Annotated in this window: 13 protein-coding genes; 5 read left to right on the forward strand and 8 right to left on the reverse strand. The window is 71.6% G+C overall.

The genetic code is table 11. The annotated features are described in order from the left end of the window. Genes ACNF49_RS30205 through ACNF49_RS30215 form a run of 3 tightly spaced genes read right to left on the reverse strand, consistent with a single transcriptional unit; the run spans nt 1 to nt 2901 of the window. Nucleotides 1–822 (reverse strand): carbohydrate ABC transporter permease, encoded by an 822-nt coding sequence (locus tag ACNF49_RS30205; RefSeq protein WP_357980179.1) that lies wholly within the window; start codon nt 820–822, stop codon nt 1–3. Continuing rightward, nucleotides 812–1648, reverse strand: a complete 837-nt coding sequence (locus ACNF49_RS30210; RefSeq protein ID WP_357980176.1) for a carbohydrate ABC transporter permease — start codon at nt 1646–1648, stop codon at nt 812–814. Before ACNF49_RS30210 ends, ACNF49_RS30205 begins: the two co-directional genes overlap by 11 nt. Continuing rightward, nucleotides 1645–2901 (reverse strand): ABC transporter substrate-binding protein, encoded by a 1257-nt coding sequence (locus ACNF49_RS30215; protein WP_482939626.1) that lies wholly within the window; start codon nt 2899–2901, stop codon nt 1645–1647. The genes ACNF49_RS30210 and ACNF49_RS30215 overlap by 4 nt, the downstream gene beginning before the upstream one ends. Before the next feature lie 99 nt (nt 2902–3000). Here ACNF49_RS30215 and ACNF49_RS30220 point away from each other — a divergent pair, with 99 nt between their 5' ends. Then, the gene (locus ACNF49_RS30220; protein ID WP_482939627.1) at nt 3001–4116 is read left to right on the forward strand and encodes an ROK family protein; all 1116 of its coding nucleotides are present in this window, start codon (nt 3001–3003) and stop codon (nt 4114–4116) included. Between the two features lie 206 nt (nt 4117–4322). Here ACNF49_RS30220 and ACNF49_RS30225 read toward each other — a convergent pair whose 3' ends face one another. Next, nucleotides 4323–5150 (reverse strand): alpha/beta fold hydrolase, encoded by an 828-nt coding sequence (locus ACNF49_RS30225; RefSeq protein WP_482939628.1) that lies wholly within the window; start codon nt 5148–5150, stop codon nt 4323–4325. Nucleotides 5151–5716: 566 nt separating this feature from the next. Here ACNF49_RS30225 and ACNF49_RS30230 point away from each other — a divergent pair. From ACNF49_RS30230 to ACNF49_RS30240, 3 genes are all read left to right on the forward strand, one after another. Next, nucleotides 5717–6472: an alpha/beta fold hydrolase gene (locus ACNF49_RS30230; RefSeq protein ID WP_482939629.1), complete on the forward strand. Its 756-nt coding sequence runs from the start codon at nt 5717–5719 to the stop codon at nt 6470–6472. Between the two features lie 225 nt (nt 6473–6697). Next, on the forward strand, nt 6698–6982 hold the full coding sequence (locus ACNF49_RS30235) for a hypothetical protein (RefSeq protein WP_482939630.1): 285 nt from the start codon (nt 6698–6700) through the stop codon (nt 6980–6982). A 49-nt stretch (nt 6983–7031) separates the two neighbouring features. Beyond that, entirely contained in the window at nt 7032–7175 is a 144-nt protein-coding gene (locus ACNF49_RS30240; RefSeq protein ID WP_357980159.1) for a hypothetical protein, read from the forward strand. Nucleotides 7176–7271: 96 nt separating this feature from the next. On the opposite strand, the gene ACNF49_RS30245 is transcribed toward ACNF49_RS30240, so the two are convergent. Continuing rightward, a complete protein-coding gene (locus tag ACNF49_RS30245; protein ID WP_482939631.1) occupies nt 7272–8444 on the reverse strand; it encodes a pyridoxal phosphate-dependent aminotransferase in 1173 nt (390 codons plus the stop codon). A 107-nt stretch (nt 8445–8551) separates the two neighbouring features. Here ACNF49_RS30245 and ACNF49_RS30250 point away from each other — a divergent pair, with 107 nt between their 5' ends. Beyond that, nucleotides 8552–9322: a GntR family transcriptional regulator gene (locus ACNF49_RS30250; protein WP_357980153.1), complete on the forward strand. Its 771-nt coding sequence runs from the start codon at nt 8552–8554 to the stop codon at nt 9320–9322. Nucleotides 9323–9389: 67 nt separating this feature from the next. Here ACNF49_RS30250 and ACNF49_RS30255 read toward each other — a convergent pair whose 3' ends face one another. The 3 genes from ACNF49_RS30255 to ACNF49_RS30265 all read right to left on the reverse strand — a co-directional run bounded on the left by ACNF49_RS30255 (nt 9390) and on the right by ACNF49_RS30265 (nt 12934). Beyond that, complete coding sequence (locus ACNF49_RS30255; protein WP_482945606.1) at nt 9390–10883, reverse strand: CoA-acylating methylmalonate-semialdehyde dehydrogenase; 1494 nt, start codon at nt 10881–10883, stop codon at nt 9390–9392. Between the two features lie 75 nt (nt 10884–10958). Beyond that, nucleotides 10959–11753: an SDR family NAD(P)-dependent oxidoreductase gene (locus ACNF49_RS30260; protein ID WP_357980150.1), complete on the reverse strand. Its 795-nt coding sequence runs from the start codon at nt 11751–11753 to the stop codon at nt 10959–10961. Continuing rightward, nucleotides 11750–12934 carry a glycine C-acetyltransferase gene (locus tag ACNF49_RS30265; RefSeq protein ID WP_482939632.1) on the reverse strand — a complete coding sequence of 395 codons (1185 nt, stop codon included), beginning with the start codon at nt 12932–12934 and terminating at the stop codon, nt 11750–11752. The genes ACNF49_RS30260 and ACNF49_RS30265 overlap by 4 nt, the downstream gene beginning before the upstream one ends. Nucleotides 12935–12943 lie beyond the last annotated feature (9 nt).

Consider the following 12943-nt stretch of genomic DNA (forward strand, 5'->3'; position numbering starts at 1 on the left):
TCAGCGGCCGGCGAGACCGGCGGTGGCGATGCCCTTGACCAGATGCTTCTGAAGGGCGAGGAGGAGCAACAGCGTCGGCAGGATGGACACGATGGAGGCGGCCATCACCAGATGCCACTGGTTGCCGTTCTGGCCGAAGAACAACTGCAGGCCGAGCGGCACGGTGCCGCGCTCGGTCACGTCGTTGACCATGATGAGCGGCCACAGGAAGCTGTTCCAGTAGTTGATGAAGGTGAACACGGCCAGCACCCCGAGCGCGGGCCTGGCCAGCGGGAGCATGATGGACAGGAAGATCCGTGCCTCGCTCGCGCTGTCGATGCGCGCCGCCTCCTGCATCTCGCGCGGCACCGAGCGGAAGAACTGCCGCAGCAGGAACGTCCCGAACGCGGTGAAGGCCCACGGGAAGATCAGCGACTGGTAGCTGTCCACCCAGCCGAACTTCTGCATGAGGATGAACATGGGCACGACCAGCACCTCCTGCGGCACCATCAACGTGGCCAGGAACAGTAGGAAGACGCCGTCCCGGCCGCGCCAGCGCAGCGAGGCGAAGGCGTAGGCGGACAGGGCGGAGGCGGCCAGCACGACCAGCGTGCCCACGCCCGCCACCAGCACACCGTTGAGGATGTAGCGCTGGAACGGCACGTACGTGAACACGTCGCCGAAGTTCTGCCACCGGATCCGCGAGCCGACCAGCGACCCGGGATCGCTGAACGTCTCGCCTGCCGGCTTCAGCGCGGTGGCCACCGCGAAGATCAGCGGATAGAGGAAGGCCAGCGTCACCGCCGCCAGCAGCACGTGGGAGACGACGGATCTAACTCTCATAGTGCACCCACCGCCTCTGCCCGAGGAACTGCGCGGCGGTCACGAGCAGGATGATCGCGAACAGCACCCACGCGCCCGCCGCCGCCAGCCCAAGCTCGCGCGACTGGAACCCGGCCTGGTAGACGGTCATGACGAGCGTCTCCGTGGCGTTGCCCGGCCCGCCGGCCGTGAGGATGTACGGCTGCGTGAACACCTGCAACGAGTTGATCACCGTCATCGTCGTGGCGAAGAACAGCGCCGGCGAGATCAGCGGGAGCTGCACGCTGACCAGCTTGCGCAGCCCCGTGGCCCCGTCGAGCGAGGCCGCCTCCAGGACCGACGGCGACATCTCGTTGATCGCCGCGGAGAAGACGATCAGGTTGTACCCGAACCCCTGCCAGACGCTCATGGCCACCACCGACACCAGCGCGGTGCGCCCGTCGGCCAGCAGGTTCGGCTCGGTGCCGACCATCTGGAACAGCAGCTTCCAGATGACCGCGTTGGCCACCATCGGCGTGATCGCCGGGATGAAGAACAGCACCCGCCACAGGTTCTGCCACCGCGACCTGCTGATCCAGAACGCCAGCGCCAGCGCCAGGACGATGTTGAGCGGCACGTACAGGCCGGTGAAGACGAACGTGTTGCGCAGCGCGGACAGGAAGGCGGGGTCCTCGCCGAACAGGTAGCGGAAGTTCTCCAGGCCGATGAAGCTGCTCCCGCCCAGCATCGGCCAGTCGAAGAAGCTCATCACCACGGCCATGCCGACCGGGAACAGGGTGAACAACCCGAGCCCGAGCACGCTGGGCGTGGCGAACCCCAGCGCGCTCCACTGCTCTCGTGACCTCACTGCCCGCGCGCCCCCTGCTGCTGGATGGTGGCGAGCGCCTCCTTGGCGCCGCTCGCGCCGGTGTAGACCTGGAGCAGGTGCTGGGCCATGAGCTTGGTGACGTCGTCCCAGTTCTTGGTGGTGAACAGCGGCACGCCGCCGGACACCGCCTCCTTGACCGCCGACACCGCCGCCCGCACGTCGTCGGCCTTGTCCTGGTTCTTGCCGACCAGGAAGTTCTCGTACGCCGGCTGCTCGGAGGTCATCGCGGGGAAACCGCGCCCCTCGCCCGCCAGGTACGCCTGCGCCTGCTTGCCGCTGAGCACGGAGACCGCCTTGACCGCCTGCTCCTTGTACGGGCAGCCCTTGGCCACCCCGAACCCGGAGTTGGCCACGTACGTCTTCGCGCCCCCTGACCCGGCGGGAAGCTGCGCGATGCCTACCCGGAACTTGGCGTCCTTGATCGTGGATCCGATGTTCCAGGAGCCGTCGACCGCCATCATGGCGTTGCCGTTGACGAACTGCGTCTCGCCCCAGCCCAGCTCCGCCGACCCGGCCGGCACGCTGGCCGCCTTGTTCCCGGCCAGGCCCGCGTACCAGGTGGTGGCCGCGACCATGGGCTCGCTGTCGAGCTGCAGCTTCACGTCGTCGGTGACCGGCTTGGCGCCGTTGTAGGACAGCAGCATCGACAGCAGGTGCAGGTCGGAGAAGGACATGCCGAACCCGTACTTGCCGCCGGCGGTCAGCTTCTTGGCGGCCTGCTCGAAGTCGGCGGTGGTCCAGCCGGGCTTGGGCTCGGCCAGGCCGGCCTTGGCGAAGGCGTCCTTGTTGTAGTAGAGGAGCATCGGGCCCAGGTCGTAGGGGAGGGCCAGTTGCCGGCCGTTCATCTTCAGCGCGTCCAGCGCCGCCGGGGCGAAGCCTTCGGGAGCGGTGAGGGGTTCGAGGAGATCGGCGTAGGCGCCCAGGCGCAGGCTCTGCATGGAGACCAGGCACGGCTGCTCGCCCGCGGCGAACTCGGTCTGCAGCTTGGTGAAGTAGGCGTTGAAGGGCGCGGTCCGCAGGTTGATCCTGATCTTCGGGTCCTGCTGGGTGACCAGCTTGGCCAGGTGGTCGAGCTGGGCTTTCTCCTCCTCGCTGCCCGCCCACATCTCCCAGTCGAGGGTGACCGTACCGTCGTCCTGTTTGGCGCCGCCCGCCGTGCCCGCGCCGCCGCCGCCGCCGCACGCGGTGACGCCGGCGAGGAGTACGAGCCCCGCGGCCAGGAGTGCCTTCATGGGGGGACCTCCGTCAAGGTATATTTTTCGGGGTCGAATTTATTATGATGCGGAACCCTAGGCTTGCTCCGGAACAGACGTCAAGAGGGAGGACCGCGGATGCGCGAGGACCTGGCCAGGACGGAGATCCTGACGACGCTCGGGTCCGGGCCGCTCAACCGCACGCAGCTCGCCCTCAGGCTGGGGCTCGGCGCGGCGACCGTGACCGAGCACACCCGGCGCCTGATCGAGCTCGGCTACGTACGCGAGCTGGCGCCGCAGGCGGCCGGGCGCGGTCGCCCGAAAGTGCCCCTTGAGCTGGTGCCGGACGCCGCGTACACGCTCGGCCTGCGGGTGCACCACACGCACGTGGTCGGCGTGCTCATGCGGCTCAACGGCAGCGAGGCCCGCCGCTTCACGGTGCCCTTCGACCCCCGCGCCGACCCCGTCGGGCAGCTCGCCGCCGTGTGCGCCCGCGAGCTGGCCGACCCCGCCGCCGGCGGCCGGGTGCGCGGCATCGGCCTGGCCGTCCCCGGCGTGATCGACCAGGCCAGGGGGATCGTGCGCATCTCGCCGCACCTGGGCTGGTCGGACCTGCCGCTGCGGCCCCTGCTGGCCGAACGCCTGCCGGTCCCCGTCCTCATCGACAACGACACCCGCGCCAGCACCAGCGCCGAGCTGCTGTTCGGCGCCGGGTGCGACCACGACGACTTCCTGGTGCTGGCCGTCGGCGGCGGCATCGGCATGGGCATCGTGCTCGGGCGGCGCATCCATCGCGGGCCCGACGGCGTCGCGGGCGAGTTCGGGCACGTGCCGATCGACCCGCAGGGGCCGCCCTGCGTGTGCGGGCGGCGCGGCTGCCTGGAGTCCTACGCGGCCGACTACGCCCTGGCCGCCCGCGCGTACGAGCGCGGGCTGACGCCGGCGCCGGTGCCGGTGGCCGAGCTGCCCCGGCTGGCCGCCGCGGACGTGCCGGGCGTGCGCGACCTGATGGCCGAGGCGGGGGCGGCGCTCGGGAGGGCGGCCGCGGGCGTGGTGAACGTCCTGGCCGTACGGGCGCTGGCGGTGATCGGCGAGAGCCACGTGCTGTGGCCGTATCTGGAGCCCGGGTTCCGGCCGGCGGTGGAGAGCGGCGTGCTGTCGGGAGTGGAGATCATGGTCCGCCCCTGGGACGACAGCGGCCACGCCCGAGGCGCCGCCACCCTGGCCTTGTCGGCCACGGCCGCCGCCCGCTGACCGGCGGCTCCTTCTCCGCGTCCGGCGTGTCCCGGGAGGTCACGGCCCCGGCGATGACGTTCGTCACCGCCGACCGTCCACATCGGCAGCTGCCGGGCGCGCCGCGGGGCCGCGAGACTTTCCGGCAAATGGGCGCGGGATCGCGACGTCTCCCTCAGGCCCGGTCGGGTGACGTCCCGGTCGGCAACACATGGCCAGTCTGGGCATCAGGCGTTACGGGTGGTCGGCGGCCCCGTTGCCGTGAAGCTCAGCAGCAGTTCGCCGATCGTCTCGGGCGCTTCCAGCATGGGCAGGTGCCCGATGCCGGGCAGCAGCTCGACCCGGGCGTCCGGCACCGCGTCGTACCGGTGCGCCGACGACGGCTCCCAGCGGGGGTCGGCAGCGCCGAAGATCACCTGTACGGGCACCCCGAGGGCGGCCAGACGCTCGGGCACGCTCCGTTCGGCGATGTAGGCGGTGTTCTGGCGCAGCACCGTCCGCATCACGCGGTAGGTGATGCCCCGTACGTCGGCGACCACGTCGTCCGGGAGGTCCACCGGGCGGACGGCCATCGAGCTGATCCCCTTGCGGATCATCGCGTCCGAACGCCTCGGCCAAATGAGCGGGCCCAACGGCGGGGCCAGCAGCACCCGGAGAATGAACGGCTGCCGGAGGAGCGCATCCGGACTCGGGCCGCTACTGATCAACGAAAGCGAACCGACGAGGTCGGGACGTTGCTCGGCGAGCGCGGTGGCGACGTAGCCGCCGCTGGAGTGCCCGGCCACGGCGACATGACGAAGCCCATGGTCGTCCAGCAGCGCCGCCACCTGACCCGCCTGCGCGGGCACGTCATACGACGGCGCGGGCGGGGACTGGCCGCAACCCGGCAGGTCGACCCGGATGACGTGATGGCGGCCGGCCAGCGCCGGGACCACCGGACCCCAGAAACCGCCCGAGGCCCCCGACCCGTGGATGAGCAGCAACGGCGGCGCCTGCCGCGGGCCGTCATGGACCACGTGCATGCCATGCGGGTGCTCAATGTCGTATTCACTCATAGGGCGACTGTGCACGGGCGGCCGACCGCCAGTCTTGGACAAATGTTCCCGCGGAGTCGAAACCCGCGCGGCCGTCACCATGACGGCTGCACCACGGGTCCTGGCCGGAGTACGCCAGGGACACACCGTGTGGCGTATATGCCTTGCGGCAGCGCCGAGTGGCGCAGCTGATGCAGCGTCCAGCCGTCGCCGTGCGGGGGTTGGGCAGCGGCCCTGGCAGTAGCCGTTGGTGACCACGAGGCGTCCACGGGCGGCTGTGTAGTCGTCGGGCTGCTGGGCGATGAGGACGCCCTGGCAGGTGGAGCGGCAGATGGGCTGGTCGGCGGCGTTTCCAGCTGCAACGGCCCCTGATCTTCCTGCAGCTCCTGTAAGAAGCCGCGCATCGCCGCGCCGCCGTCACCACCCCCCTTGCTCGCCTTCGGGGACGGGATCGGGAACCGCGATGGAGTCCTCCAGTCTCGGAGGCCGCGCGAGACGCGACTTGACCTTGACCCTAGGGTCAAGGGTGACGCTGGTGGCATGACGAACTCGAACGCTGCCCACCTGGGCTGGAAGGCCTGTTGCCGGTGGAGGACACCGCACTGGCCGTGACCGACACCGGCGGGTCAGGCATCCCCGTGGTCTACCTGAACGGTTCCTACGCGAGCCAGCGGCACTGGCGGCCCGTCATCAACGCCCTGGGGCCGGGGTGGCGGCACATCACCTACGACGAGCGGGCTCGCGGCAGATCGAAGAAGTCGGCGGACTACTCCTTCGAGGCCTGCGTCCGGGATCTCGACGCCGTCCTGAAAGCCAGGCGGGTGGAACGGCCGCTCCTGGTGGGCTGGTCCTACGGCGCCTTGCTCGGGGTCCACTGGGCCGCCCGGCATCCGGGCCGCGTCGCCGGCGTGGTCGGGGGTGACGACCCCTTTCCGTCCGGGTGGACCGACGAGGCCGGCCACGAACGCATCCGGAGGCTGTTCCACAGGGCCCGATGGGCGTTGCCGATGGCGCGCCTCATCGGCAACGCCGCGCGGATGAGTGCCGCACAGCATGCCGAGATCAACATCGAGGCCCACATCCTGCACGCCGCCCTCGAACCGGTCCTCGACAGCCTGACGGTCCCGGTCCGGTACGTGGTCGGCTCGGGGGAGGCCCTGGGAAGCAAGAACGACGAGCAGGAGCAGATGCGCACTACTCTCAACCCTGTGCTCGCCCGCAACCCGAACCTCACGATAGGCGCGAAGGTCGCCGGCAACCACGGCACGATCGTGCGCAAGGATTTCCGTGCCATCGCCGAGGCCACCCGCGAGCTCGCCGCCCTCACCCGCGAAAGTCGCTGACGACCATGACCAGCGGCGTCACGATCGGCCAGGCGGCGGCCTTCGCCGGCGTCACGATCAAGACCGTCCGCCACTACCACCGGCATCGCTGCCCTGCTCGATGCCGATCCGGAGCGGTTCGCCGGCCGCCTGGCCGAGGTCGAACGGCGGCTGACCGAGCGGATCGAGGAGCTGATCGCGCGCGGCGACTCGCTGGACCGGCTCGCCAACAGTGACCGGGCCCTGTTGCCCGACCGGGCCTGCGCGCTGCTGGACCGGGCCGCCGACCTCGGCTTCACCCCGGATGAGGTGGCGGCCTACCGCGAGGGCATGGTGCTGGCCAGGGCCCTGGTCCCCGACGGCTTCGACGACTATCTCACCAAGGCCGAGCACGTCCTCGACGACACTCGGTTCGTCGCCTTGAACAAGGACTGCTGGGCCGCCAAGGACCAGGCGTCGGCCATGGCCCGGCTGACCACGCTGGTCGAGGCGAAGCTGCGCTCCGCCGGCATGGACATCCCCCACCAATAGACGCGGCTCACCGTCCACAGTCCCGACGCGGTGAACCGACCACCACACGGTGGCCGGTCGGCTGACGGGTCCGCAGCCGCGCGCCTTCGGCGTGCACCAGCGCCCGGCCGGCCGCGGCAAGGTCTTCCGGCGCGTGGCGGTCACGGCGCCGGCGGCCGCGCTGCTGACCGGGATGGCCATCCCCGCGACTTAGAGGCACCTGGCGCTCGGCCGAGCGGGCAGGAGCGCTCGACTGTGTTCCGACGCCCGATGCTCCCGCTTTATGCCTCATCGTGCTTCCCCACGCACCTCAGGACTCCTGGTGGGCCCGTTCGAGGCCGTGGATCAGCTCGGCGAGCGTTCGCTCGTCCGAGCCGAACGTGATGCGGACGTGGGTGTCAGGAGCGTGCATGTCGGCGCCGCGTACGGTCGCGATGCCGTTCCGCAGGAGTGCCCGGTCGATGGCGGCCGGGGTCTCACCGAGGCGTGAGCAGTCGGCGAGCAGGAAGGCGCCGCCCGTGGGCCGCACGGGCGGCGGGAAGCCGCTCGCGGCGATGCCGTCGCAGACGAGGTCGCGTTTGGCCTGGTAGGTGGAGAGCGCCAGGTCGAGCCAGTCGCGCGGGCCGGTGAGGGCGGCGACGGCGGCCTGCTGCGGAACCACTCCGCAGCACACCGCCTCCCACTCGAAGCGGCGGTGGAGCGCGTCGACGATCGGCGGCGGCGCCAGGACGTAGCCGAGCCGCCAGCTCGCCAGCGCGTAGTACTTGCTGAGGCTGGTGACGGTGACCAGGTGCGGCCAGCGATCGGCGAACGCCTCCACCGGGTGGTAGCTGTGGCCGTCGTACGTGAAGTGCTGCCATGAGTCGTCGGAGATGACGAGGAGCCCGTGGCGGGCGGCGAGATCGACCACGGCCGCGAGGGTGGCGGCGTCGGGGAGATAGCCCGTCGGGTTGGTCGGATTGCACAGCAGCACGGCCCGGCTGCGGCTCGTGACGGCGGCCTCCAGGCCGGCCAGGTCGAGCGCCCAGCCGTCGCTCTCGCGGGACGGGACGCCGACGGGCGTCGCGCCGGACTCGCGGACGGCGCCGTCGAAGAAGTAGGTGGGCGTCGGCACGATCACCTCGTCGCCCGGCGCGAGCACCGTGCGCAGCACGAGGGAGAGCCCCTGCATCGCTCCGTGGGTGATCAGCAGGCGGCGCTCGGGATCGACGCGCAGGCCGTGCTCACGCTCCAGTTCGGCGGCTATCGCGGCGCGCAGTTCCGGCAGGCCGCGGGTGTCGCGCGGGTCCGGCCGGTCCATCGCGCCCGCCACGGCCCGCCGTACGTGCTCGGGCATGGGCAGGATCGGGGCGCCCGCGAGCGGGAGCATCCGCACACCGTCGCGTGCGCTGCGCTCCGCGCGGGCACGTGTGCTCATCGCCCCCAGCGCCGGGAAGTCGCTCGCGGCGGGAAGGGCCCAGGAGTTCGAGGCGCGTCGGTGCATGGACGAAGCATGGCACACTGAGATATCAACAACAAGAATAAATATCTCTAATGGAGCAGAACGGCTGGAGCTGCTGTACCAACGCTGGGAATTGGTATCCTGGCGCGATGTCCGACATCCATGGCGTGATCAGCGGAACGCCGCACATCCCCGCGCTGCTGCTGGTCGGCACGGACGAGACCGGCCTCGACCGCACGAGCCAGGCATATCGGGCGATCAGGCGCCAGATCATCGACCTGACGCTCCCTCCCGGCAGCAGTTTCACCGAGACGTCGCTCGCGGAACAATGGCATATCAGCAAGACGCCGGTGCGCGAGGCGCTGGCCCGGTTGCGGCGCGACGGGCTCGTGACCGCGCTTCCGCGCGCGGGCTACGTCGTCAGCCCGATCACGCTGCACGACACCGACGCTCTGTGCGCCCTGCGGACGCTGCTGTCCGGCGAGGCGGCCGCCGCCGCCGCGCGCCTCGGTGTCACGGCGCCGGCGCTCGAACGGCTCGAAGCGCTGTCCAAGGTGCCCATCGCGCTCGCGGCGGGCGAAGTGGAACAGGAGGAGTCGCTCCGGGCCGGCATCGAGTTCGAGGGCATCATCGCCAACTTCAGCGGCAACCCCCGCCTCGGCAAGTCGATCGTCGACGTGCTCGACGAGCTGGAACGGGTTCTGCGCATGGCCGCGTTGATCGATCCCGGCATCGCGAGCCCGCCCGGAGAGCTGGGAGCCGTCTACGAGGGGCTGCGCGCGCGCGACGCGGACGCCGCCCGGGACGCGATGCGCGCGCGGTGCGAGCGCGTGCGCCGCGACCTGCTGCAGGTCCTGGCGAAGAGCACGTCGGTGAGCAGGGCGCACATCGAGCTGCCCGCGTCGCGCCCGCCGGCCTAGCCGGTGCCGGGCGGGGGCCGGGCCTCCGGGGTACGGCGCGAGGCCGGTCGGAGGCCGGGCCGTCCGGTCAGACCGCCGTCGGGAAGGAGAGGTCGCCGGGGTGGCGCGGGCCGTCCTCCCGTTCCTGCGGCCACCGGCTGGTGACGGCCTTCGCGCGCGTGTAGAACGCGACGCCCTCCGGACCGTGCATGTGGTGGGCGCCGAACAGCGACTGCTTCCAGCCGCCGAACGAGTGGAACGCCATGGGCACCGGGACCGGCACGTTGACGCCGATCATCCCGACCTGCACGGAGCGCTGGAAGAGGCGCGCCGCGTGGCCGCCCCTGGTGAAGATCGCCGTGCCGTTGGCCAGGTTGTTGCCGTTGATCAGGTCGATCGCTTCCTCCAGCGAGCCGACCCGCACGACGACGAGCACGGGGCCGAAGATCTCGTCGCGGTAGACGTCCATCTCGGGCGTGACGTGGTCGAACAGCGTCGGCCCGACGAAGAAGCCGTCGCCCTCGATGTCGAGCGTGCGCCCGTCGAGGACGAGGTCGGCGCCCGCGGCGACGCCGGAGTCTATGGAGCCCCTGATCCGTTCGAGCGCCTGCGCCGACACGACCGGCCCCATCTCGGACCCGGCCTCCAGCCCCGGTCCGACCTTGATCGCCTGCGCCTTCTCGCGCATCAGCTTGACCAGCGGCTCGGCCACGTCGCCGACCGCGACGGCGACCGAGATCGCCATGCAGCGCTGGCCCGCCGAGCCGTACCCGGCCGCGACCAGATGATCGGCGGCGTGGTCGAGGTCGGCGTCCGGCAGCACGACGGCGTGGTTCTTGGCGCCGCCGAGCGCCTGGACGCGCTTGCCTTCCGCGCTCGCGCGCTCGTGCACGTACCGCGCGACCGGCGTCGAGCCGACGAACGACACGGCGGCGATGTCCGGGTGGTCGAGGATCGCGTCGACCGCGACCTTGTCGCCGTGGACGACGTTGAAGACGCCGTCGGGCAGACCGGCTTCGGCGTAGAGATCGGCGATGAGGTTGGCCGTCGACGGGTCGCGTTCGGAAGGCTTGAGCACGAACGTGTTGCCGGTCGCGATCGCGATCGGATGCATCCACAGCGGGACCATGGCGGGAAAGTTGAACGGCGTGATCCCGGCGCAGACGCCGAGCGGCTGCCGGAACGAGAAGAGGTCGACGTCGGTCGAGACCTGGTCGGAGTACTCGCCCTTGAGCAGGTGCGGGATCCCGCAGGCGAAGTCGATCACCTCCAGGCCGCGGACGAGCTCGCCTCTGGCGTCGTCGAGGACCTTGCCGTGCTCGGCGGAGACCAGCCGCGCGAGGTCGTCGAGGTGCTTGCCGACCAGCTCGCGGAAGGCGAACATCAAGCGCGACCGCCGCATGACCGAGGTGTCGGCCCAGCCCGGCAGGGCGGCCCGCGCCGCCCGCACCGCGGCGTCGACGTCGGCGGGCTCGGCCAGCAGCACGTCGGCCTGATGCGCGCCGGTCGCGGGGTCCCAAACCGGGGCGGTGCGGCTCGACCGGCCGGCGGTCTCGCGGCCGTCGATCCGGTGCCGGATCATCCTGACTGTCCCTGTGCTCACAGAAAAACTCACCTTCTCGTGGGGTGCTGGTTGCGGGTGGTCGGCGGCGCCGCGTCAGACGATCAGGTCGCCGCCGTTGATGTCGATGGCCGCCCCGGTGATGTACGCCGCGCGGTCCGAGGCGAGGAAGGCGACGAGCTCGGCGACCTCCCAGGGCTGCCCGACGCGGGGCACCGGGAACGACCGGGTGGCGCGTTCGAGTGCGTCTCCGGGCAGCAGCGCGCGGGCCATCGGGGTGTCGATGAGTCCCGGGCAGACGGCGTTCACCGTGATCCCGTCGGGTCCGCAGTCCTTCGCCAGGTGCCGGGTGAGCCCGAGGACGCCGTGCTTCGCCGTCGTGTAATGGGCGCCGCCGGCGGTGCTGATGGTCTTGCCGGCGGTGGAGGAGAAGTTGACGATGCGGCCCCAGCTCCGGGCGCGCATCGCGGGAAGCGCCTGCTGGCAGCACAGGACCGTCCCGAGCACGTTGACCGCCAGCACCTGGTTCCACTCGGCCAGGGTGATGTCCTCGAACGGGGTCGGCGGTGCGACGCCCGCGGCGTTGACCAGGATGTCGAGCCGCGACCGTTCCGTCAGCAGCGCGGCGAACGCCCGCTGGACCTGGTCGCCGTCCGTGACGTCCACCGTGAACGACCGGACGCGGTCCGCCGGCACGGCCGGCGTCGACGCCAGCTCTCCGGGGCCGGGCGCGGCCAGGTCGAACACCGCGACGGTCGCACCGCGGCGGGCCAGCGCGTGTACCGCGGCCAGGCCCATGCCACGGGCCCCGCCGGTCACGATCGCGACCCGGCCCTCCAGCTCGCGGCCGTCGGCGCTGGTCGGCGCCCGCAGCCCCTCGGCGGTGCTCATGAGCCGGCCAGGACGGCACGCGCGCGGCCGAAGGCGGCCGCCGCCCGTTCGAGCTGGCCGGCGGTGTGCGCGGCCGAGACCTGCACCCTGATCCGCTCCTCGCCGGCCGGGACGACCGGGTGGGAGAGCGCGAAGGCGAGGACGCCCTCGCGGCGCAGCGCCGCCGCCACGTCGAGGGCCTGCGTGCCGCCGCGCAGCATCACGGGGATGATCGGATGCTCCCCGGGCGGCACCTCGTAGCCGAGGTCGTGCAACGCCCGGCGGAACCAGGCGGTGTTGGCGGCCAGGCGTTCCCGCAGATCGGGACGCCGTCGTGCGATGCGGATCGCCGCCAGCGCCGCCTCGGCCAGCGCGGGGGCCATGGCGTTGGTGAAGATGTAGGGCCGCGAGACCTGGCGCAGCGTCTCGACCACCGCGCGGTCGCCCGCGACGAAGCCGCCGGCTGCGCCGCCCAGTGCCTTGCCGAGCGTCCCCGTCAGCACGTCGACGCGTCCCTTCAGTCCGAAGTGCTCGGCGGTGCCTCCGCCGGTCGGGCCCAGCACCCCCGTGGCGTGCGAGTCGTCGACCACGAGCACCGCGTCGTGGCGTTCGGCCAGCTCGCAGAGCCGGGGCAGCGCGGCGACGTCGCCGTCCATGCTGAAGACGCCGTCGGTGACGATGAGGCGGTGGCGCGCGCCGGCGCACTCCGTGAGCCGGCGTTCGAGCTCGTCGAGGTCGGCATGGGCGAAGACGCGCCGCCGGGCGCGGGTGAGGCGGATGCCGTCGATCAGGCTGGCGTGGTTGAGCGCGTCGCTGAGGACGACGTCCTGCGGGCCGAGCAGTGCGTCGAAGAGGCCGAGGTTCGCGTCGAAGCAGGAGTTGTAGAGCACGGCGTCCTCGGCGCCGACCAGCTCGGCGATGCCTGCCTCCAGCTCGCCGTGGACGGCCCGGGTGCCGCAGAGCACCCGGCCCGCCGCCACCCCGAGCCCCGTCTCGCGCAGCGCCCGCCGGGCCGCGTCGAGGACCTCCGGGTCGCCGGCGAGCCCGAGGTAGTCGTTGGAGGCGAAGTTCACCAGCCACTCGCCGTCCACGCCGAGCGTCGGCCCCTGGGGGCCCGAGACCACGAGGTCGCGGCGCAGCCCGGTGGTCGCCCGGCGTTCGTCGAGCTCGGACCGGAGCCGGTCCAGCAGCGCGGCGTTCACGCCCTGCCT

It is taken from the genome of Actinomadura sp. ATCC 39365 (genome assembly GCF_054392275.1).